The sequence below is a fragment of the Natronotalea proteinilytica genome (assembly GCF_055379935.1).
In genome coordinates, this window is sequence record NZ_AP043947.1 from 3,592,357 (window position 1) to 3,615,599 (window position 23,243).

A 23,243-nucleotide genomic window follows, 5' to 3' on the forward strand; every position below is an offset into this window, starting at 1 on the left:
GATAGGGCAGGGGTTGTGCTTACGAGACCGCATGATTGGGCCGGAGACGAAGCCTCATAGCAGGCATGGATTCGTTTGGACAGCGTAAATCTGCACATCCCCCTGAACCCAAACAATGTACAATCAGGCTGTGGCTTCGGCGGGGACGGTGGCTTTGTCGAGTTGGAGTTCTTCGAGCACGACGAGCGCGTCGAGCAGGGTGGGGGTGTCTTGTACGATGGCGCGCACCGTGTCTTTCTTGGCGTCGTCTTTGAGCACGTAGCGGCGGTCGAGGCCGGCCAGCTTTTCGAGGAGCGGCTGGAAGACCTGCTCGTAGAAGTACGGGTCGGCGGGCTTGGCGGGCAGGTAGAGGAAGAGCCGCTTGTTCTTGAAGACGACTTTGGGGAGACGCAGCGCCTGGGCGCGGATGCGCAGTTCGGCGGCGGTGAGGAGGTGCTCCACGGGCGATGGAGGCTCGCCAAAACGGTCACGCATTTCATCGCGCAGATCGCTGAGCGTCTCTTCATCGGGCGCATCGCTGATACGGCGGTAGAGGTTGAGGCGCTCGACGTTGTTGGCGAGGTAGTCATCGGGGATGTACGCGTCTTCCTCCACATCGACGGTGGTGTCGGGTGCGGGCGGTGCGATGTCTTCGTCGTCGAGCACGTCGCTGTACTCGTCCTGACGCAGTTCTTTGATGGCGTCGTCGAGGATCTTGTGATAGGTTTCGTAGCCCACTTCGCCGATGAATCCGCTTTGTTCGGCCCCCAGGAGCGCGCCCGCCCCGCGAATGTCGAGATCGCGCATGGCGAGGCTGAATCCGCTGCCGAGGTCGCTGAACTCCTCCACGGCCTGCAGGCGCTGGCGCGCGTCGTCGGTCAGGCTGTGGATGCTGGGCACAAGCAGGTAGCAGAATGCCTTACGCTGCGAGCGACCTACGCGCCCACGCAATTGGTGCAGCGCTGACATCCCAAAGTGGTCGGCCCGGTTGATGAGCATGGTGTTGGCATTCGAAATGTCGAGCCCGTTCTCGATGATGCTGGTGCTGATGAGCACGTCGTACTTCTTCTCGACAAAGTTGGTCATGACACGCTCCAGCTTCTTGCCGCTCATCTGTCCATGGCCCACGCCGATGCGCACGCCGGGCACCATCCCGCGCACCATCTCCGCGATTTCGTTGATGGTCTTGACGCGGTTGTGGATGAAGAAGACCTGTCCGCCCCGGCTCTGCTCGTAGAGAATGGCGTCGCGGATGAGGTCCTGGTTGAAGGTGTGGATTTCGGTGATGATGGGCTGCCGGTTGGGCGGAGGCGTGCCGATGATCGACAGGTCGCGCGTGCCCAGCAGCGAGAACTGCAGGGTGCGCGGGATGGGCGTGGCGGTGAGGGTGAGGGTGTCTACGCTGGCCCGCACTTCGCGCAGCGCCTCTTTCGTCTTGACCCCAAAGCGCTGCTCCTCGTCGATAATGAAGAGCCCGAGATCGTTGAACTCGACGTCTTTCGAGGTGATGCGGTGCGTGCCAATCAGGATGTCGAGGCTGCCGGCCTCCAGACGCTTCAGGATGTCTCGCTGCTCCGCTTTTGTGCGAAAGCGCGAGATCATGTCGATGGTTACCGGGTAGCGCCCCAGCCGCTTCTTGAACGTCTCGTAGTGCTGCTGCGCCAGAATGGTGGTGGGTACGAGAATGGCCACCTGCTTGCCATCTTGTGCTGCTTTGAAGGCGGCACGCACGGCCACTTCGGTCTTGCCAAATCCCACATCGCCACACACCAGGCGGTCCATCGGTACGGGGTCTTCCATATCGCGCTTCACTTCTTCGGCGGCCTGCGCCTGATCGGGTGTATCCTCAAACTCGAAGCTGGCCTCCATCTCCTGCTGCCACACCGTATCCGACGAAAACGCGTAGCCGTTCGAGGCTTTGCGCTTCGCGTAGAGCTCGATCAGGTCGCGCGCAATGTCTTTGACCTTCGACTTGGTGCGCTCTTTCGTGCGCTCCCACTGGCCCGATCCAAGCTTGGTGAGGCGCGGCTGGTGGCCCTCTTTGCCGCTGTACTTGTTCAGTTTGTAGAGCGCATTCACGTTGACGTAGAGCACGTCGCCATCGGCAAAGTTGAGGCGCACGGCCTCTTGCTGCTTGCCGCGCACGGTAATCTTCTTCATCCCCGCAAACGTGCCGATGCCGTGGTCAACATGCACCACAAAATCGCCGGGCGAGAGGTTTTCGATGTCGCGCAGACTGAGTCCGCCCGTGCGCTGCTGACGCCGTTTGGTGGAGGGGCGGTGGTAGCGGTTAAAGATCTGGTGGTCGGTATAGACGGCCAGGCCAAGCTCTTCGTGCTCGAACCCTTCGTGCAGCGACTCGACCTGCAGACGGGCGCGTCCGTGGTCGATGTCGGTTTCGAGCAGGTCGCGCAAGCGGCGGGCCTGTCCGTGGCTGTCGCACAGAATAAACGTGTCGAGACCGCGCTCTTTGTTGTGCTTCAGGCGCTCGCGCAGCACATCCATCTCGCTATTGAACGAGGGCTGTGGGGCTCCGCCCATGTTGATCGTGTCGACTGCTGTGCCGTTCGTGTGCGTGAAGGCCCCGAATTGCAGGCGCGGGTACTGCTGCAGGTGGAGGCGCAGTGCGTCCGCTGTTAGGAAGCGGTCTTCGGGGTGTGGAAGTTCGTCTGTATCGACGGTGCTGTCCTCTTCCTCGTCCCGTTCTATGGCCTGTTGATAGCGCGACACCGCCGTGTCGAAGAGCGCCTCCATGTCCTCCAGGAGGCGTGCCTCGTCGACGGTAGCCAGGCACGTGGTGTCGGGCAGGTAGTCGAGGAAGGCGACGGCCTGCTGATCCGCTGATTCGCGTTCGAGGTTGGGCACGAGCCGCACCTCCTTCCGCTGACTGATGGAGCGCTGCGTCTGCGCATCGAACTCGCGCAGGCTATCGACCTCATCGCCAAAGAACTCGATGCGTACCGGGTGGGCTCCGGAGTACGGGTAGACGTCGAGGATGCCGCCGCGCCGGGCGATGTGCCCTGGCTCCTCGACAAACTCGACGTGCGTGAAGCCCTGATCGACCAGGCGTTCGGTGAGCGCCTCCATCTCCCACGTCTCGCCAACGGATAGCGTGAGGGTTTCGTGGCTCACGTTCGAGGCCGGGGGAACGCGTTCGCTAAGCGCCTCGACACTCGTCACGACAATGCCGTCGAAGTCGTCGGAGAGCTGCTGCATCACATCGGCCCGCGCCACGAGTGGACTGGAGTCGCGCAGTGCGCCGGTGTCGTAGGGCGTGCGATGAGTCGCCGGAAAGCGTACGATGCCTTGATCGGACCCTGCGATGTGTTCGAGGTCGCTCTGCACATAGGCGGCGTCGTCTTCAGTGGGGACGATGCAGCAGAGCGGGGCGTTGGGGGCCTCGCGCAAAAGATGGAGCACAAACGCGGAAAGAGAGCCCGAAGCACGCTCTACTTTCATCGCATCGGACGCGCCAGCATTTTCCACCCAGGTGCGCAGCTTGTCGAGAACGGGAGTGGTTTCGATGCGTCGAACAAGATCGGAAAGAGCCACGATACAGAAAGCAAGTCAAGGGCAAACGGAGCCGTCATCCATGCGCAAAGGCTGCTTTGCCAATAAGAGGCGGCGAGCAGTGAGCTATGGAGCAACAAGTACTATAACAAACGGAAGGGGGGACATTCAGATTCACCGCCCGACGCAAAAAAGGTGTTATACCAAATCCGGCTGCACCGTTTTCGGGCGGTTTGTCTGCACAACGCCGGATTTGAGTGTGGGTGGTCGAATGGACAGAAGAATGGACGGTGTGCTCATCCAACCCGTCCACACGTTCATGTCTCCATTCCTTACCGGAGCATGCGGGGTTGGTATAAGTCCGCTAGACAGCGGCTAGTCTTCGCAATCCCCTAGATCTGTTTCACGTGGAACAGTGCGGCTAGTCAAGACGCATGGCTTCATAAGGTTACCTAGAAAGATTTGCGGGGGCAGAGTAGGGCATAGTGGATAAATGTAAGGGCCGACGATGTTTAATCTCCGCTAGTGGGCTGCCACGTGTGACGATGATTGGGCGGCTGCATCCGGTCTGGCAGCAATGAGATTGCTTCGCTCCGCTCGCAATGACAGGAGTGTGCGGTTTTCTCGGTACGTCAGGGAGCACATGTGTTACCCAAACATTGATCTGTGACAGAGTACTAAGTGACCTCAACAATGGTTGTGGGGATTGCCGGTTGGTTTCCCCTCCATCCTACCCTTCCTCCCCGAGGAGGAAGGAACCGTGGAAGGCGTTCATCACGTCCCCCTCGGAGGAGCTATGGTGTATACACAACGCAACCGGAGGCGAACTCCCACTTGCGTCCTCGTCGCGATGCTCTGCGTCGCGACGGACGAATGGACGCTCTGCGTCCAACGTATCCCCCCCGAGGTAAAGAAACCAGGTGGTGGATTAGGGATGCTGGAGCGTCCCGGCAAGCGTGGCGACGCAGAGGGATCATAGGTCATGCCTGTTGTGCATCGCCACGAGAGGACAGATGTTTTGTTATTATCATCGGGCAGGCTGTCACTCCCTCTTGAACTCCAATATTGACACGTGACTTCACTTACTGCTGTGTCACACGTGATTGTTAGGGTCCGAAATTGTCATCGCGGAGGAGGGAGCCCTGCGACTGACGCGGCGATCTCATGCCGTTGATTGGGCGGCTGCATCCGGTCTGGCAGCAATGAGATTGCTTCGCTCCGCTCGCAATGACAGGAGTGTGCGGTTTTCTCGGTACGTCAGGGAGCACATGTGTTACCCAAACATTGATCTGTGACAGAGTACTACGTTTCCATGCGCGCATCCGCCATTCTGTGGAGCGTTCTGCCCGTGCGTCTTTTATGTGTCGCCAGAGAGGCCATTGCGAATGGCGGGGCGGGCAAAGCCGTCAGCATCATCCAGTAGGGTGCGCGCTTGCTCGGGAGAGGTGTCAACCAGCAGCATAACCAACGCGGTTTTGACGTGACCGTTGGTGGCTTGAAGCGCTTCTTCGGCGGTGTTGTAATCAACATCCGCAGCCATCATAAGGGTGCGTCGTGCACGCTCTACAAGCTTCGTGCTGGTGCGCTGCAGATCCACCATCATATTCTCGTAGACCTTGCCACGCCGGATCATAGCGGCGGTGGTGAGCATGTTCAGCACGAGCTTCTGCGCAGTGCCGCTTTTCATGCGAGTGGATCCCATGACCACCTCCGGACCCACAAGCGGGCAGATCTTGACATCGGCGGGAGCGTCAATGGAGTCCGGGGGCGTGCAGGCTATATAGGCTGTGGCGCATCCCATGGAATAAGCATGCTGTAGGGCGCCCTGTACAAAGGGCGTACGCCCGCTGGCCGAGATGCCGCAGACCATGTCTTGGGGGGTGCAGTTGGCCTCTACCAGAGCCTGCTTGCCATTGGCAGGGATGTCTTCGGCGCCCTCTTGCGATTGAAATACGGCGTTGCGTCCTCCGGCAATAAATCCCTGAACCTGATCTGGGTCAGAACCAAACGTGGGGGGGCATTCTGAAGCGTCGAGAATGCCAAGACGTCCACTGGTGCCGGCGCCGACATAAAGAAGGCGTCCGCTCTCGTCGAGGGTCTCGACAAGCAGGTCCACTGCCTCGGCAATGCGAGGAAGTTCGCGGCGTACGGCGATGGGCACCCGGTGGTCTTCGGTGTTAATGATCTCCAGGATCTCGCGCGTGGAGGCGGTGTCGATCTGTGTGGAGTGCGGGTTGCGCTGTTCGGTAGCGCGCGTCTTTAAGTCGTCGTAGAGCTCAGAAGAGTCAGGCATGGGAGGCGGAATAGCGGTATCTGCGAACAAGTGCAAAAAGAAGACCTCCTGTTGCTAACACGAGGGCAAGCCAGCCCGTGATTGCCCACCAAGAAGGAGTAGACGACGAGAGGTCCAGCGCATTGGGGTTGCCAAAAAGAACTGGACTGGCCCAGAAAAAGGGCGAACGGCGGTCGGGGGCGGCGTCTAAAAATGCAAGCTGGGCCTGTTGTAGCGCAACGTCTTTTGGATGTCCTTCGCTCAAGGCATCGTAAAAACGGGTGGAGAGCGCAACCGCCGTGTCGTCGTCGGTAGGCCATAGGTGAGATAGGGTGCTCTGAGCCCCAGAGGCTTGGAACGCATACTGCAGTCCAAGGAGCCCTTCGCCCGACCGTAACTCACCTCGGGCTGTGCTGCATCCGCTTAGCACAACGAGAGGAACCGGAGCGCCAGGCCTCATAATGTCGTGCACGCGAAGCAGTCCATCGTGACCCGGTTCGCCCGAGAGCACGAACGCACTACGTAGCGGGTCGGCGGGGGATAGCAGAGCATGCGAGGCAATGTGAACGATGGTGGCATCGGATCCATGCGCGCGTACGGCACTTGGTGTGGCGGACTCGTTGAGGGCCGTATGCGTGCGGTTAAACATCCGGCTCAGGCGATTTAACTCGGTGGCTACCCCCGGCAGGGGAGCGAGCGATAGACTATCCGCTCCACTGCGCAGGCGGATCTCGGTCGCCAGCAAATCTTCGGACGGCGGTGGGTCTCCGAACTCGGACATCCCAAACGCAGCGAGGTCTAAAGACGGCGAATGGGACTCATCTGTAGTCTCTTCTGAAAGTAACGAAGGAGAGAGCGACGACAAAATGGGGCGCTCTTCAATCAAGTACCGCGCCTGGTCGTAAGCGTGTGGGCCCTCGGGGGCGTCGGTGACAAGTGCTGCAAAGGGAAGCTGAAGCAGGGGGCCATCGGGCGCAACAATGAGTCCGCCATCAGCAGGCAGGTATTCCCGAATCGGTTGGACAAGCTCCTGGTAGGCGTCATGCAGTCCGTTGAGGTTGAATGCCGTCATGCTTATTGAGGCAGACACCCTGTCGTTGGTTAGAAGTGGACTGATCTGCTCCAGTAGTTCGTTCAGGCTGCTTGATGTGTGCGGTAGGTCGATCGCGACAACGGTGTCGGGCCGCACCACATAGGCGGATAGCGTAGGCGAGTGGTCATCGTGAGCGTTGGGGGCGTCGATATGGTAGGCAATGAGTGTCCGGTTGGTGGCACCCAGCCACTGCTGCAGGGCGCGTCGATCGATTTCTAGAGTGCGGTTAGAGAGGTCCACCAGTTCGTTTCGATCGGCCATAATAACAGCCTCCTCGTCCATCACATCGCGCGCGGTGGATGTGTCGGAGGTTGCTGAACGGCGCGTGCGTAGCGTGTTGAGCGCGGTGGTTAGGCTGTCGTACTGCATGCGTTCATTGGGCGCCATGTCGTCAAGCAGTGCCGCTTGCATGCGTGTGTCGCGGAGGAAGCGTCCTCGAAAGCGAAGCCATACGTCGAGGGCTTCGTCGGCCTGCCCCTGGCGGCGGAGCGTGCGCATCAGGCCGTCATATCCGGCGCGGCGGTCTGAGAAGGTGCGCGTTGACCACAGCGTGCCGCGAATAGACTCGTGCTCGGCATCGGTAAGCGTCGCTGCTGTTTCGTAATGCTCGCGGGCGGAGCGCAGGTCGCCCCTCCGTTCATGCACTTGCCCCAGGTAGGTGTGCGTTTGTCGTTGACGCGAGAGCAGGCCCTGCTCAGCCGCAGCCTGCTGACTGGCTTCAAAGTAGCGCTGCGCATCGTCTATGCGTCCGGTTTGCAACGCAGCGCGCCCTTGGGCCATGAACTTACTGGTGCGACGATTGAGCGATGTGGAGGCATCAACATGATCGTGTACGCGCTCCAGGATTGCCGTGGCGCGTTCAGGGTCGTTGGTTTTGATATAAGCCACCGCAAGCGTTAAGAGCGGGCCAATAGCAAGGTCGCGGTTGACTGGTTTGAGTTTGGCAAAGGCACGTTCAGCGAGTTCCTCGATGCGGGGAAGCGTTTCTTCGGGCGAACGCATGCCTGCATCGGCCATTCGTTGAAGCACAGAGGCATTGAGGGATAGCGCTCGTCCATGCTCAAGTTGGATGTTTGCAGTGGGGGCGGGCGTTTTCGAGGCTTCGCGCTCGACCTGTTTCAGGTAGTAGAGAGCGGGCTCTAGTTCTTGCAAGTTGCTGTAGGTAAGGGCCAGATTGTTGAGCCGCTGAATACGCACATCAAAAGCAGCGTGCGGGGTCAGCGAAACCGCTTGTGCGTAATCGCGCAGAGAACGGCTGGGGTAGCCCAGTAAGTAGTGATACCGCCCACGGTTGCTGTACATCCACGATACCATGGTAGAGTCATCGGCGGGGCTGTACTGCGCGAAGAACTCATCGAACGATTCCAGTGCAGCTTCGGGATGGCCGCGTTCGTATTGGGCAACGACCAGTGCGCGGTAGGTGCTCATCACCACGCGCGGGCGTCGCTCTCCGTAGCAGGTTTGCACCTCACGAATGGTGTCTTCAACCTCGCGGAGCAAAGCGCGCCGCTCGGGCGAGTCATTCATCGGCAGGGCGTGCTGATAGGTGTCTTGCAGCGGGGGCATCATCATTCCACACTCGCGCAGCGAAGGCCGGTCGGTCGTATCGGGGGCCTCTCCATTGGTGGTATCAGCGGCAACGAGGGGACTCCAGCTGAGCAGAATCGACGTAAGTACAACCCCAAGAAATGACATCATAACATTCAGGATAGTGATGAATGCGTGCATGGGACGAGCCCCATGCAGTATACGGTACATCCCTAAAGCAGGTCACCGGATATAACGGTAGCCCATCCACGCCACGAGTAGAGCAAGTACAACGAGAAACTGTGCAGGCGGTAGGGGGGACGATGTGGGCTCAAGCGCAAGCGCTTCGGGGGATCCGTGCAGTACGGTTACCGCCCAGAAGAACGGACTGGCTTGAGCGCCATGTGCCTTTAGGTATTGAACTTGGGCGCGCTGTAGCGCCTCGTCTTTGGGGAGGCCCTCTGTCAGGTTTTCGTAGAAGGCGGTAGAAAGTGCTACGGCGGCTTCGTCGTCCATGCTCCATAGGTTCGAAAGCGTAGCCTGGGCGCCCATAGCTCGAAAGGCGTATTGCAGGCTTTCCATTCCTTCGCCCGCTTGCAACGACCCTTGGGCCGTGTCGCATCCGCTCAGGTTAACCAGTGGAATCGAAGAGAATGTGTTGCGGATTTCGTGGAGATAGAGCAGTCCACTTTCAGGCGTGTTCTCATCGTCGGGCGCCAGCATAAACGCGTTATGGAGAGGCGATGTGGGGTTTACAAACGCATGCGACGATAGGTGCAAAATGGAGGGTGCCAAGGTGCGTTGTTTGAATGCGCTCTTGGTAGCCTCGTTATTGAGTGCCGTTTGTGTGCGTTCAAACAAGCGACTGATGGCATCGATTTCATCGGCTACGCCAGGAAGGGGGGGAAGCGCGAGCGATTCGCCCGGTGCCGGGGCATTGCGCAATCCAGCACGAACGGTTGCGGGCGGCGAGGAGAGTGAAGGAAACTCCGAGACGCCAAACGCAGCCAGGTCTAGATCAAACGCATCGGCGTTGTGGGGGCGCTGCATATCCTGCATAAACGACCGGGTCGAGAGCTGCATTGACAGCGGGCGTTCATGCACAAGAAAGTCGGCCTCGTGATAGGCAAATTGCCCCGAGGGTGGAGTGCGCACAAGCATGCTCATGGGGAGGTGGAAAAGCGGTCCGTCGGGGATGACGGCGAGCGGCACATCGTCGGGCAGGTGATTGGCTACAGGTCGGTAGAGTGCCTCGTGCAGCTTATGAAGCGGATGCAGGTTGAACCGGGTGGCGCTGAGCGAATGATCGGGCGTATCGTTGGCAAACACGGGAGAGACCTCGGCCAGCAGAGCGCGTACGTCGTGCTGCGTAATGTCGAGCGGAATGGCTGCCAGCGTATCAGCTGTGATCAGAAACGCATGCGAGGCGGTGCGTCCAGGCGTGGTGGTCGTGTCGTCTTCCAGGAAGTAGGAGACAACGGCACGGTCTTTTTCGCGAAGCGTTTCCTGCAACTCTGAAAGCGAAGGTAGATCGGGATCGGGAACCAGATCGACCAGCGATTTTCGCTCAGCAATGAGTTGGGATTCTTCGCGTTGCAAGCGGGCAACTTCACGTGAATCCTCGGCTGTGGCAAGCTGGTTACGCACGGTCTCAAGCGTTGCCGTCAGGCTGTCGTACTGCACGCGCTTGTTTGTGCTTAGCTGGTTGGTGACCTCTTCCAGGGCGCGCAGATCCGAAAGGTGGCGAGCACGGGTGCGCTCTAGTGCTTGAAAGGCCTCCGCTGGGTGGCCCTCGGCCAGGTAGGCGCGCACTAGGCCCCGATATGGTAGATCCCAGCGTCCGAGTTCTGCCATCGACCAATCGGTGGCGCGGAGCGAGGTGCGGTGCTCTTCGATGGATGCAATAGAGGATTCGTAGGAAGCGCGGGCGTCCTCCCAGTTACCCTCCTGTTCGTACAGTTCGGCTTTCCGCGAGAAGAGGTGACGACGACGGTGATCGACCTGGCCTTCAAATGAGAGGTCAAGCGCCTGGTCGGCATACCGATGCGCCTCCTCTTGTCGTTCTAGCTTGCCCAGAAAGCGTGCGCGTGTAGAATAGTAAAACGAGATATAGTCGGTGCGATCGTGATCGTGGGCGATGTCAATGGCTTGCTGGTTGTAGGGAAGGGCGTCAGCGTATTGTCCTAACGCGTGGTAGACTTGCGATAGAGAGTTAAGCCGAAAGGCTTGCGACATGGTTTCGGTGCTGTGAAGGTCCAGGCTTTCATAGAGCATGGCCTTGGCCCGCTCAAGCTGGTCGGTACGCTCTATTGCCGAATTGTCTTCAAGCAACAGTTCGGCTCGTGTCGCCAGCACGCGTGCATAGGATTCTTGCACTGCGGGGCGCTCAGGATCGAGTGCTTCAAGCCACTCTTGGGCTTGTGCGTAGGCCGATTGGGCAGCCAGCCGATTCTGCGCTCGGGCGTGCATGAGGCCCAGGTCAATAGACAGTTCTGCCGCTTGAACGGTCTCCTTATCGGGCAGCATTTCTATAGCGCGGGCATAGTCGCCCACAGCAGCCGACAGGTCGCCAGTGTAGTAGTTGAGGTACGCCCGGAAGTTGTAGAGATCGGAGAACGCGTCTTTGCTGACCGATGAGGTGTCGGTAGGGGAATTGCCAAAGTCGGAAAAGAAGGTGTCGAAGTGATGCTGCATGGCCTCGAAGTCTTGCAGCTGGGCGGCCACGTACGCCGACTGTGCGTGAGCACGGGCCAGTTTGTCTGGTGCGGTTCGGCAGACCGACCGGGCTTCTGCAAGTACATCGCGACGTTCTTCGATCTGCGCACGTCCGTCGGGGTCGTCATCGTACCAGATATAATTGACATCCGCTCCACTAATTGACAGACTGCTCGATGCCTCCAACAGCGAAGAGCAGGCATCGTCTGCTGCATGTGCGCAAGTAAAGAAGCTTACCCCTAAAAGCAGCAGAACAGAAGCTAGCGTACACCGAAACATGTGTGTTAATTAAGCGTGAAGGTGTAGTGTGTGTAATCTTTCAACTAAACGCTATCGCACGCCATGAACGATGCTTCTTTACGGGCTGGTTGGTCGTTCGGGCCACCGCCGCAATTCGATAACGGAGACGACCATCCGCCCAGTAACCCCGATGAAGGCTCTGATGATGACGACGATGACGACAGCAAAATCGACGATGGGTGATCGACTGCCTTGCCGCGCCCGCTATTCGTGCGCGTATTGTTGTGGCTATAAGCAGCGTTGCGTGAGGCTAATCTGGTGGGAATGCCCTCGCAATGGCGTTTGATGGATCCCAAACGCTAGTATAGGAAAAAGAGCAGACTCTGTCCAGGATACATCTCGTAAATCGTCCCTAATGTCCTGTCACAACTGAATGTTAAGGTGCGAAATTGTCATCGCGAGGAGGGAGCCCTGCGACTGACGCGGCGCTGGGCGCAGCCCGAGTATTCCTGGGGTGCGATCTCATGCCGTTGATTGGGAGGCTGCACCCGGCCTGATAGCATGAGATTGCTTCGCTGTGCTCGCAATGACATGATTGTGAGTTGTTCTCGGTACGTTAGAGGGTACATGTGTTACCCAAAGATTGACCTGTGACACAGCACTACGATGTATTCTTGGGGTTGAACCCGTAGGTTGTTTAAGGGTATCGTAAGCATCTAGCGCCCTTGCTCTTGTAGATGGCTACGCGGGTAGCACTTCGGCATGACGTTAACTGATTTACGGCTTCGCTCTTTCCGCGCACATGCCCATACCGAAGTACAGTTTGCCCCTAAGATCAACGTACTGATAGGGGAAAATGGGGTGGGAAAGACCAATGTGCTAGAGGCGATTCACTACCTGTGTATCACCAAGAGCTTTGTGGCCTCTAACGACCGCTACGCGGTACGGCAAGAGGCGCCCTACTTCGAAATCGAGGGTACGGTGGAAGGCGTACGGCGTGATGCGGTGCAGGCTAAGCTCGTGTACATGCCGCGCGAAGGCAAAAAGATGTTCATCAATGATGCTCCGTTAGATCGGTTGGCCGATGTGGTGGGGCAGTTTCCGGTCGTGGTGCTAGCGCCCGAAGACCACGCGCTGACTGCCGAAGGCCCCGATGAGCGGCGCCGCTTTTTGAACAACATCCTGAGCCAGGCGCGTCCGGCGTACATGGATACGCTGATGAAGTACCATCGCGCCCGCAAGCAGCGCAATGAACTGCTGCGGCAGTACCGGAAGAAGCCATCGCCTCCGCCCGAGGCGTTACTGCAGCCATGGACCGAAAAGCTGGTGCAGCTGGGTAGTCAGGTGGTGGCGCGCCGCCAATCTTTTCTTGGTGAGTTTGCGTCGTATCTCGAAGACGCATACGCACGTATCCAAACGGTGGCCGAACATCCAACCATTACGTACGACACCTTCGCCGACGATGTAACGGATGATCCCGAGGAGGTAGCCGATGCATTTCGGAATCGTCTTCACGAGAAGAAAGACCATGAGTCCAAGCGAGGCACGACGCTTGTTGGCCCCCAGCGCGATGAGTTGGTGTTTCGGCTTGACGATCTGGAGGTCCGCCGGTATGCCTCACAAGGGCAACATCGCACGTTTGCGATGGCGCTGAAGCTGGCACAATATTTTTACCTCTCCGACCGTCTTAATCGACGTCCGCTGTTGCTGCTTGACGATGCGTTTGGAAAGCTAGACCGTACACGGACGGATGTGTTTATGGAGTTGCTTCAGTCAGATGACGTTGGGCAAAGCTTTATCACCGCGACACGAGCCGCTCCGTTTACGCAAGCTGTACCGTTTGGTGAAGCGCACCATCAGTTGTACCAGGTGGATACCCACGAGGGAGCTGCACGTATCACGTACGCAGACGAGTATGCGCCCATCCCGTCGTCATAATAGTGCAATACCAGGAGCATAGAAGACGAGCACGCGTACATTGCTCTTACTCAACGATGATTCAGCGATTAGCATAGCAGCTGCAATAAGCCATGAAGTCACCGAAACGCACGTCATCGACGCCTCTCACTTCAACGCTTCGCCATCATCTGCTTGCCCCAGTGCTGTTGCTGGCCCTGGCCTTTGTGCTAAGTGGATGCACGCGGGGCATCAATCCGGTAACAGGGAATACCCGTGCGCTGGGGTATACCTGGGAGCAAGAGAAAGAGCTTGGGCGTGAAGCCGATAAGCAGATTCAGCAGCAGTACGGTGTATACGATGATGATGAGCTGGGGGCGTACGTTGATGGCATTGCCCGCAGGGTGCTGGCTGAAAGTCACATGCGGCGTCCAGACACACCTGCTCAGTTCCGCGACACTGAGTTCACGTTTCGCGTGTTAGACAGCCCGATCTTGAATGCGTTTGCTCTGCCAGCCGGGTACATCTATGTGTCGCGCGGGCTGCTTACGCACATGAACAACGAAGCACAACTGGCGATGGTGCTGGGGCACGAAATTGCACACGTGGCGGCCCGTCATGCCTCACAACGTGCTGCACGTCAACAGCTTACGCAAATTGGATTGATTGGCGGTGCCATCGTTGGACAAGGGGTTTTGGGAGACGAAGCAGGGAGCCAGATTCTGAATTTAGGCGGGGCGGCCGCGCAGCTCTTGTCGCTAAGCTACAGCCGCAGCCATGAGCGAGAATCCGATGCCCTGGGTGTAGAGTATGCAGCGCTTGCAGGCTACGAGGCGGGCGAAGGAGCCGCCTTCTTTACGACGCTACAACGCATGCAAGCCGAGAGCGGGCGACAGGGACTTCCCAACTGGCAGTCCACGCACCCCGACCCCGGAGACCGGGAAGTACGGGTTCGCGAAATGGCCGACGAGTGGCGTACACGCACCAACATGCACATCCGAAATGAATCTGAATACCTGTCGATGATGGAGGGCACCGTGATGGGGGAAAATCCGCGCCAAGGGTTTACGGAAGGCGGGCGCTTCTATCACCCAGATCTGGCGTTTGCCTTTAACGTGCCAAGTCGCTACAACGTTGTCAATCAGGCCAGTCAGGTGGTGCTTGTGGGGCCCAACGAGGATGCGCTTATGGGACTCACCTTTGCTCGCGAAGACAGCCCCCAGGCTTCTGCCGATGCGTTTGCCGGGCAGCAGGGACTTGATGTGGTCGACCGGTCTACGCGGCGATTCAATGGAATTGAAGCCCAACGCGTGTTAGGCGAAGCGCAGCGCCAAGGAGGCGGTACGATTCGAATCCTGGCTTACTTCTTTGAGCATGAGGGTACGCAACTGATGTTTCAGGCGATTGCCGAACGCGAACGTTTTAGCAACCACCGCGACACGTTTACGCAAACGATTGAAAGCTTCGGCCCTCTTCTTGACGACGACAAGCTAAACCGTCAACCTACCCGTATCCAACTCTATGAGGTAAGCAGTGCGGGAACGCTCTCCAGCTTTGTCAACGAAAGCGATTTGCCTGAAGGCATTACGATGGAGCGCCTCGCTATCCTGAACCAGGTTGAGACGGGCGAAACCATTGAGCCCGGTCGCGTGCTGAAGCTGCCAAACTGATGTGAGCTAATCACCACCGTGCTCGGACCGTGCCCGGACCGTTCCAGGCGTAACGTATCTGTTTAGCGGATTTCAATGATCGCCCAGGATATCCGCGCCGCTTCTGATCCTGGGCTAAGGAATCCCATGGGCGGGAATGCGTTGAGTGGAGTCGCCTTACGATACGCCGTCTTGGTGCTGCTTCGCCCAGGCGACATCTTCTTTTGAAGGCGGAATTACCGTGCCCTCGCCCCCGAGTGCCATCTTCCCATCACGATACACGTACGTGCGCACTTTGATGTGTCCACGCTCTTCGTTCTTGTCTGACACCTTGATCTCAACAGTAACCTCCGAGCCTACCGGTACCGGACGCAGAAAGCGGCAGGAAATGCCAACAGCAATGCTTCCGTGCCCGGGGTAGTCGCGTCCGAGCACTTTTGAGATAAGACCAAGCAAGAACACGCCGTGCACAACCGGTTTGCCAAAGCGAGAATGTTGTTCGGCATACTCTGAATCGACATGGATCGGATTGTCGTCGCCGGTGATATCGGCAAACGTTTGCACATCGTCGGCAGTAATCACTCGCTTCATGGAGTGTGAGTCGCCCACTTCAATGTCGTCGTATAGGTGAGCCATGAGAACGCAGGAACAAGTCGGTCAGAAGAAACGCGAATTATCATGATAGCCGATAGAAATGAGAATAGGAAATAGCATCCCGGATGAACCGACCCGTGGGGGGTGGACATCCGGTGAATATCAAACCAGGTGCTGTTTCGTAGTTCGTTCTTTTGATGTACCGCGTTATCGCTGTGTCACAGGTCAAAGTTTGGGTGACGCATGTGCTCCCTAACGTATCAAGAATAACTCACACCCTTGTCATTGCGAGCGCAGCGAAGCAATCTCATGCTATCAGACCGGATGCAACTGCCCAAGCAACGGCATGAGATTGCACCCCAGGAGTACTCGTTCGCTACGCTCACAGCGCCGCGTTAGTCGCACGCTCCCTCCTCGCGATGACAATATTGGCCCCTAACATTCAGGTGTGACCCAGCACTAGCGTGCATCCATTCGGGTGTTGAGGGCCGCTTCAATCTTCGCGCGGGATTTTGGGCTAAACTGCTCAAAGCCTTGCAAGCAAACGGATGAGTACCCCCCTTCTCGCAGGCGGCGGAGTTTGCGATGTAGAAGAAAAGGGAGACGCATTTCCCCATTGATCATTGCAACACGATCTGCGTCTTTGAGCACGGCGCGGTCGTGTTTAATTTCAAGATGGTGGGCAAGATATATCGCGGAAAACTGCTCTGTGCTGCGGAATTTGTGTTGGATATTTTCTGCAAAGAGGTCCCAGTTGTCACTAAAAAAGGCGCGCAGGGTGGCTGTGTGTATCGGATGCGGTACATGCGGCACATCGAAGTACCGATTATCGAATCCGGCCAGCTGAGCAGACCGCATTTGAAGAAGATGGTTCATGGACCGGGTAATACCAAATGCCCGCTTTGCTACTACGGTAGCCACTCTGTTTAGCCACATCCTGATGGGGCCAAAGCGCGACAGGCGTTTCCAGGTGCCCCGTAATATCAAGCCGTTATCGGTAAAAAAGCTGCCTGGTTGCGTAGGTGATGCAAGAACAAAGTCGTCATTAAAATAGATAAATCGAGGGGCAAGTCCAGGAATGCGCCATAAGGCGGTTTCTATGGTTCGCGAGTTAAATGTGGGGAGCGCCCATTCATGCCCTCTAAAAATCGTTGTGTGGTCAACGATCTGGATGTCTTGGGGAAGCGAATCCTCCGTATCCAAAAAGTTGGGCTGCTGGTTGTCGGTAACCAGATATACACGACGAATCCAGGGAGCAAATGCATGAATCGACTTCAGGCAATAGTACAGTTCGCCGTTATCTTGAAAGCGGGTTTCGCTATGCCCGGTGCGCAGGGTTCCTTGCTTTTCAGTATCCGTTTTTTGGTGGAGCGCGCGACGACGTTTCGCCCGGTGCTCGGGATCGTTTCCATCAACCCACGTAACGACTGCATCAATGGGAGACTGAGTATGATGTGGCAAATCGGGAGGCGGGTCAGCCATGACTATGTTGGGCCTGAAGGGGAGTGAGTGAACAAGTGTCTACGCGGATCGGCGTCATGTATTGGAAGGAGAAGAAGTAGAAGGCGCCTGATCATCTACTTCGTCAGTGTTTGAGGTGTCCGATAGCGGTTGCTTTTCGGTATACGAGAGGATGAGAAAGAACACCAGATTGGTTACCTTCTTCAGCACGCTGGTTACAAGCAACATACCTGCAACAGAAGCAGTCGCCATATTAAGCGTGCGCGACAGTTCGATTCCAGCCCACATAAACACCAGTTCGCGGCTTGGAATGAAAGGAATGCGCTTTACAATGATAATCACAGTGGCAAAGATGAGCCAGGTGGAGAGTGGTACATCAGGAAGCACGACAGCCCATTGGGCCACCAACAGACCATGATGAATCACAAACCGCGTGAGGTAGATGCTGAATACGATCAGCGAAGTGCGCAGGGGCAAGCTGAAGATGTATTCACGGTACTGCACAAACAAAACGCTGATAACTGCAACGATGAATACTCCTCCCAGCACATGGACCAGATCGACGTTGCCAAAGATATCTTCAACGCTGATTACATCTGTAAAGATAAGCAGCCCTATGAGGACAACTGCTACTGTGTTTGAGGCAACAGCCGAGAGGATATTGTTGTCGCGCACATGCTTGGCAATCTCTTTAACGTCGATCCCCAGGTTTTTCTGGGCCCAGGCCGCAAGGTAGAATTCGCCCGAGTATCCCATCACCTCATCGTTGTATACCCGCTTTGTCAGAAACGCTTTAAACAGCTTCCAGCGCGGCAGCGGCCATACCTGGCGATAAATAAATATCTCTGAGATGGAAAGCGTAAAGAAAGAAACGAAGAACAGAATGTAGAAGAGCGGTTCGGTAGGAAGCGATCGCAACACCTCTCCCCAACCAATCTCGAAAAGCTGATAGGCAATAATACCTACAATGCCCACAACTAGCAGCCGCTGTCCCCATGTTTTGATAGGGGCTGCATACGGACTTTCGTTAAATCGTCTCGACAGACGACGCAGGCGTTCTTTGACAGTCACAAAAACGGGAGCATGGGAGCCAAGTACAGAAGATTACAACACGCCGTAGTGCCAAGCCGATGTGACGTTCCCAGCATACAGTGCGTCTATTACATAGAGCGTGCCGTGTAAAGCTTGTTGACAGGGTGCTGCCCCGCAAATTAGGAATGGCAATGCCGTTTCTGCCCTGCTGATTGTTGTGTCATCGTTTACAAAAATAGACGCTGGCGCCAAGAGAACGTAATGCTTTATGGGCACACATCACCAACTAATGACCAACTAATGGATGTGTCGTGCAGGCTACTGTGGTCCTTTGCTGGGTTGACCCGTCCTATAAAGGTGATATAGCCGTCGGCTTCATTCAATTTCGTGAAGCGATCGTCTCTTTCTGTACATGGTGTTACTTGTGCATGCGGTGGTACGTCTATTGGTTATGCACACATACAGAAGCCAGCCAGTGCAGTCTGCCGCTTGCCGCGCAGTGTGGCATTAATTGTGATTTGCACACTCGTTAAGCACGTATCCTCGGTTACGAGCCACATACGATTCTCCACAACCAGCGATCATCGACTTATGTTAGTTCCGAATATGCTTTTGTCTGCTGCCTGTAGAATGATGCGTTTCGATCTCACACATCGACTCGCGCATGTGGGTGTGGCCTGCATGTTGGTGCTGGCTATTGGGGCGATTTCCGTACCCGCATCAGCGCAAAGCACAAGCGACGACCGCATTCTCATTGAAGACTTTCAGGATGTGGCGATCGGTGAGCTGCCAAGCAACTGGGGACATGCTACTCGTGGTGGTTCGCTTGAGCCTATGGAAAAGCACATGGATGAAAATCAAAAATTCTATGTGACTGAAGAGGGGGGCGAAAAATTCCTTCGAGGCGAAAGTCGTGGAGAAGCCATTCGTATGTCTATGGCAGCCAATGGCGAGCAGGGCGGGATTCGGTGGGACATGAATGAATATCCGCGCCTACAGTGGTCCTGGCGGGCCCAAGAGCTGCCCGAGGGGGCACGGGAAGATGAAAATAGTCTTAACGATACGGGGGCCGCTCTCTACGTAACCTTTGAAACAAACTGGGTGGGGTTGCCCCGTAGCATCAAGTACACCTACAGCAGCACGCTTCCTGTAGGCACGGTGGTAAGCTTTCGTGGACTTCGCGTTATTGTTGTGGCTTCAGGCCAAGACGACAATAAAGGCGAATGGATAACCATCACCCGAAACGTCGTCGAAGACTACGATAGTGTGTTCGGACGTACCGCACCGGATGTACCGCTTGGTATTTCGCTCTGGACCGACTCCACCGAAACAGGGACGCAGTCCAAAGCCGACTTCGGCGCACTGTACCTGCTCCCCCCAATTCAGCGTCGATAGGTACCGTGTACGGGATGGAGACTATCCATTCCCAGCCAACTGAAACTACGCCTCCCCCCCTTTTTCAGCTTCACCCATGAGCCGACTCTTTAAAGCGCTTCGACCATTCATCTACTGCGTTGTGCACCATGCGGGGTGGGTGTTAGCTACAGCTGTTCTGTTTTCAGCTGTAGGATTCTTCTTCGCGCAAAACCTGCGCATCGACACCGACTTCTCCAAGCTTATTCCGGAGGATTACGAGAGCGTACAGGCGCTGGAACGGCTGCGTGATAACGTGGGAGGCGAAAGCGATGTGGCTGTGGGGATTCAAAGTCCCTCGTTCGAGGCCAACAAGGCGTTTGCCGAAGCGCTTATTCCACGAGCACTTGAGATGCAGCGTCGTGATGCAGACGGGCCCTATTTGTCGCGGGCCGAGTTTCGGCGCGAAGTCGACTTTTTGAAAGACAATGCCCTCTATTTTGCATCGCATGAGGAATTGGACCGGGTTGAGGACTTTCTCGACGCGACGATCGAAGAGGCAGCCCTTCAAGCCAATCCGTTCTACTTCGATATCGAAGAGGATGAAGACGATCTGGATGCCGACGATGAGGCAGCGGCATTGCAAGACATGTATGACCGTCTCATCGGTACCGAATATCCGGTTTCAGAGGATAGTACCACCATGGTGGTGCGCTTTTACCCAACAAGCACCAGCACCGATGTCGGGTTCATCCGCGACCTGTACGACGACTTGGAAGCGCTCGTCGATGAGATGGATGCAGCCGGGTATCATGCAGAGATGGAGGTTACGCTAGCGGGGCGCCTGTACCGACAGATGACGGAAATCACCACTATCCAAACCGATGTGGCTTCGTCGTTTGGGGTGGGAGTAGGGGTGCTGCTCATTTTTGTGATGCTGTACTTCATGTACAAGTCGTACAGTGCCCGCGTGGGACGTACGCTCAACCGACGTGTGCTCATCAGCGAGATGCTCCGCGCGCCCATCATGGCTATGGTCATTGGGCTGCCCCTTGCGATGAGCTTGCTCTGGACAGGGGGCGTTGCGTATCTGCTTTTTGATACGCTGAACCTGATGACGTCAACGCTAGGCCTCGTACTTTTCGGGTTGGGTATTGACTTTGGTATCCACTTTTATGGACGCTACTCTGAAGAACGAGGCGGCGGTGCGCGCATCTCTGAAGCCGTCGAAACAACGTTTACCAGCACCGGCCAGGCCATTACTATTGGAGCACTAACCACCGCGTCGGCACTCTTTGTGTTGGCCGTGGCCGACTTCCGTGGGTTTAGTGAGTTCGGAATTATTGCTGGCATCGGGGTGCTCTTTGCACTGCTCGCTATGACGGTTGTCATGCCGGCGCTGCTCACCGTGTTAGAGCGCACCTCATTGATCGATCTGCGGAGCCGCACCCAGTCGGCTCAAGATGTGGTTGATGTACAGGAGCGGCGCTATCCATGGGCCGGGCGCATTGTTGGGGCAAGCATCATTGCGGTGGTGCTTTCCATCGTGCTGCTTCCGCAGGCGCAGTTCAATTATGATTTTGGTTCGCTCGAACCCGAGTATACCGAATATGAGGAGCGCGCCCAGGTTATCAATCGCGCCGACAGTGGCGTAGACGACGGGCGCCGCAACCCGGCATACATTGTGGCGGATACTCAAGACGATGTGCCTCGCATTGTGGATGCCGTCCGTGAAAAAGCGGAAGCGGAGTCGTCCACCATTCTGGCGGTTGAAAGCTTGCAAGAACGCTTTCCGCTTGATGAAGCCGCGCAGCAGGAGCGCCTTGCCCGCATTGCCTCTATCCGGCAAACGGCCAATGAAAATCAGTACCTGCGCGATGATACCTCCGAAGACATGGAGCAACTCCGGCGCGCCGCGCAAACCACCGAGCCAATCAGTCTGGATGCGGTACCAGACTTTTTGCGCGATCAGTTCACCACCCGCGACGGCGAGCTGGGCCGTTTCGTGATGGTATATCCCTCGGTTGGGCTTTCCGATGGACGTAACTCCATCGCCTTTGCTAATGAGATTGGCCGCGTTGAACTCGATGACGGAACTGTGTATCATGCGGGATCGACCTCTCTTGTCGCCGCCGATATGCTTCAGCTTATGCAAGCAGAAGCCCCGTATATGGTCGCCGCGACGTTTCTCATCGTGATGCTGCTCATGTACATCAACTTTGGGGCGATCCGTTGGGCCGCGCTGGCCATCATTCCGTTGGTCGTCGGCGTGCTGTGGATGCTCCTGGTTATGTATCTCTTTGATCTACGCCTGAACTTCTACAACATGGTGGTGCTCCCTGCCGTGCTGGGCATTGGCAACGACGCCGGAGTGCACCTAGTGCATCGATATCGGGAAGAGGGATTCGGAAGTATCTGGCCGGTCCTGCGCTCAACGGGCGAGCACGTAACCATTGGGTCGCTCACCACAATAATCGGCTTTGGCGGACTGCTTCTAAGTTTTCATCCGGGGCTGCGCTCTATCGGGCTGCTCGCGGTGGTTGGCATCGGGGCAACCTTGCTGGCGGCGCTTACCTTCTTGCCTGCGCTTTGGCAGTGGCTTGAGGATGAAGGCAAGCTATGGACAGATGATGACCGTGCTGCATCTCAAAATGGTAAGGCGTCTGTGTCTGAATCCGAAACCCCGTCGGAAACTCCCTCAGAACCCGTTTCTACAAATCCGTAACCTGCTGCGGTTCTTGAAACGACAGAGGCAGTTCGAAGAAGACGAAGTTGCGGTGTTCAATCGCCCTATCATTTAGCGTCTATCCACTACCAAGCTGTGTGAGTGTGCTAGGCATAACCCCTTTTTGTAAATAGATTGTTTTCAAGATGATGGAGCGGAGACGTTTAACAGATGAGCCTGTGCTATCGAATGGTCCGTACCCGACGGATGACCCGGTGCTTGGGCTCATCGGGAATACACCGCTCATCCGGTATCCAGGACACCCTCGCGTGTGGTGCAAGCTCGAATCCGAAAACCCCACGCGCTCGGTGAAAGATCGCATTGCGATGGGCATTCTAACGGAGGCGCTTGCTGAAGGTAAATACGACCATGTCGTAGAAGCAAGCTCGGGGAATACAGCGGGAGCAGTGGCATTGGTAGCGAATCGGCTGGGTGTGTCGTGCACCCTCACGTGTCCGTCGTCTACGAGTCCGGCCAAGGTAGGCTACATGCGTGCATTTGGCGCAACCGTGCACCGGTGTCCGTCGGTAGATGCCAACCATCCTGAGCATTACCGAGCTGTGGCTCGCCGCCTGGCTGATACGCCGAATACGCTGTTGGTTGATCAGTATCACAACGAGCGGAATCCGGGGGGGCACTACCGCTGGTTGGGTCCGGAGCTGTGGGCGCAGGCAGGAGAGAGCATGACTCATTTGGTCGGAGCCATGGGTACGGGGGGAGCGCTAAGCGGTAGCGGACGATACATTCGCGAGCAGGCTCACGAAGCAGGACGTTCGGTCACTGTGGTTGGGGTCGATGCGGCTTGCTCCAACATCTCCAATGCGTTTTACGATCGTCCGTCGGTGTCATACGATACGAGTGTGGAAGGGCTGGGCAAGGATGGATACCTTCCCACCATGTGGTTTGATGCGATCGATGAAATCCGCGATGTAGACGATACGCGTGCTTTCGCCCAGGCACGTACTGCAGCACGTGAGCAGGGCCTGCTTATGGGGCCTAGTGCAGGGGCAGCGCTCGCTGTGGCAATTGACGTAGCTAATGAGCATCCCGAGGCCCAGGTGGTCACGATTGTGTGTGATAGCGGCGAGCAGTACTTCGACGCGTTGTTTCCAGCAGAAAATGACGCCGCTCCTGTGCAAACCAACGGGACAGTCAAAGATTAAGCAGCACGAAGACGCCGAGATTCAGTGTATGGAG

13 protein-coding genes are annotated in these 23,243 nt (G+C 56.7%); 6 read left to right on the top strand and 7 right to left on the bottom strand.

The genetic code is table 11. The annotated features are described in order from the left end of the window. Positions 1–123 precede the first annotated feature (123 nt). The 4 genes from mfd to ACZ5AL_RS14350 form a co-directional block, all read right to left on the bottom strand. Complete coding sequence (mfd, locus tag ACZ5AL_RS14335) at positions 124–3,531, bottom strand: transcription-repair coupling factor (protein ID WP_464511239.1); 3,408 nt, start codon at positions 3,529–3,531, stop codon at positions 124–126. A 1,315-nt stretch (positions 3,532–4,846) separates the two neighbouring features. Next, positions 4,847–5,782: an N-acetylmuramic acid 6-phosphate etherase gene (murQ, locus tag ACZ5AL_RS14340; RefSeq protein ID WP_464511241.1), complete on the bottom strand. Its 936-nt coding sequence runs from the start codon at positions 5,780–5,782 to the stop codon at positions 4,847–4,849. Then, on the bottom strand, positions 5,775–8,552 hold the full coding sequence (locus tag ACZ5AL_RS14345; RefSeq protein WP_464511242.1) for a CHAT domain-containing protein: 2,778 nt from the start codon (positions 8,550–8,552) through the stop codon (positions 5,775–5,777). The genes murQ and ACZ5AL_RS14345 overlap by 8 nt, the downstream gene beginning before the upstream one ends. 72 nt (positions 8,553–8,624) lie before the next feature. Then, complete coding sequence (locus tag ACZ5AL_RS14350; protein WP_464511243.1) at positions 8,625–11,375, bottom strand: CHAT domain-containing protein; 2,751 nt, start codon at positions 11,373–11,375, stop codon at positions 8,625–8,627. Positions 11,376–11,438: 63 nt separating this feature from the next. Between ACZ5AL_RS14350 and ACZ5AL_RS14355 the strand changes: the two genes are divergently transcribed. From ACZ5AL_RS14355 to ACZ5AL_RS14365, 3 genes are all read left to right on the top strand, one after another. Continuing rightward, positions 11,439–11,579 (top strand): hypothetical protein, encoded by a 141-nt coding sequence (locus tag ACZ5AL_RS14355; RefSeq protein ID WP_464511244.1) that lies wholly within the window; start codon positions 11,439–11,441, stop codon positions 11,577–11,579. Positions 11,580–12,098: 519 nt separating this feature from the next. Beyond that, positions 12,099–13,274, top strand: coding sequence for a DNA replication/repair protein RecF (gene recF, locus ACZ5AL_RS14360; RefSeq protein WP_464511246.1), 1,176 nt, complete (start codon positions 12,099–12,101; stop codon positions 13,272–13,274). Positions 13,275–13,366: 92 nt separating this feature from the next. Beyond that, complete coding sequence (locus tag ACZ5AL_RS14365; protein ID WP_464511247.1) at positions 13,367–14,902, top strand: M48 family metalloprotease; 1,536 nt, start codon at positions 13,367–13,369, stop codon at positions 14,900–14,902. A gap of 156 nt (positions 14,903–15,058) precedes the next feature. On the opposite strand, the gene ACZ5AL_RS14370 is transcribed toward ACZ5AL_RS14365, so the two are convergent. The 3 genes from ACZ5AL_RS14370 to ACZ5AL_RS14380 form a co-directional block, all read right to left on the bottom strand. Continuing rightward, positions 15,059–15,517, bottom strand: coding sequence for a MaoC family dehydratase (locus ACZ5AL_RS14370; protein ID WP_464511248.1), 459 nt, complete (start codon positions 15,515–15,517; stop codon positions 15,059–15,061). A gap of 417 nt (positions 15,518–15,934) precedes the next feature. Then, entirely contained in the window at positions 15,935–16,957 is a 1,023-nt protein-coding gene (locus ACZ5AL_RS14375; RefSeq protein ID WP_464511250.1) for a stealth family protein, read from the bottom strand. 54 nt (positions 16,958–17,011) lie between these two features. Beyond that, positions 17,012–18,007, bottom strand: coding sequence for a hypothetical protein (locus ACZ5AL_RS14380; protein ID WP_464511251.1), 996 nt, complete (start codon positions 18,005–18,007; stop codon positions 17,012–17,014). Positions 18,008–18,598: 591 nt separating this feature from the next. Here ACZ5AL_RS14380 and ACZ5AL_RS14385 point away from each other — a divergent pair. The 3 genes from ACZ5AL_RS14385 (at position 18,599) to ACZ5AL_RS14395 (ending at position 23,209) form a co-directional block, all read left to right on the top strand. After that, positions 18,599–19,363: a DUF3047 domain-containing protein gene (locus ACZ5AL_RS14385; RefSeq protein WP_464511253.1), complete on the top strand. Its 765-nt coding sequence runs from the start codon at positions 18,599–18,601 to the stop codon at positions 19,361–19,363. A 76-nt stretch (positions 19,364–19,439) separates the two neighbouring features. Next, positions 19,440–22,046, top strand: a complete 2,607-nt coding sequence (locus tag ACZ5AL_RS14390; protein ID WP_464511254.1) for an efflux RND transporter permease subunit — start codon at positions 19,440–19,442, stop codon at positions 22,044–22,046. A 179-nt stretch (positions 22,047–22,225) separates the two neighbouring features. Beyond that, a complete protein-coding gene (locus ACZ5AL_RS14395; protein ID WP_464511256.1) occupies positions 22,226–23,209 on the top strand; it encodes a PLP-dependent cysteine synthase family protein in 984 nt (327 codons plus the stop codon). The last annotated feature ends 34 nt before the right edge of the window (positions 23,210–23,243 follow it).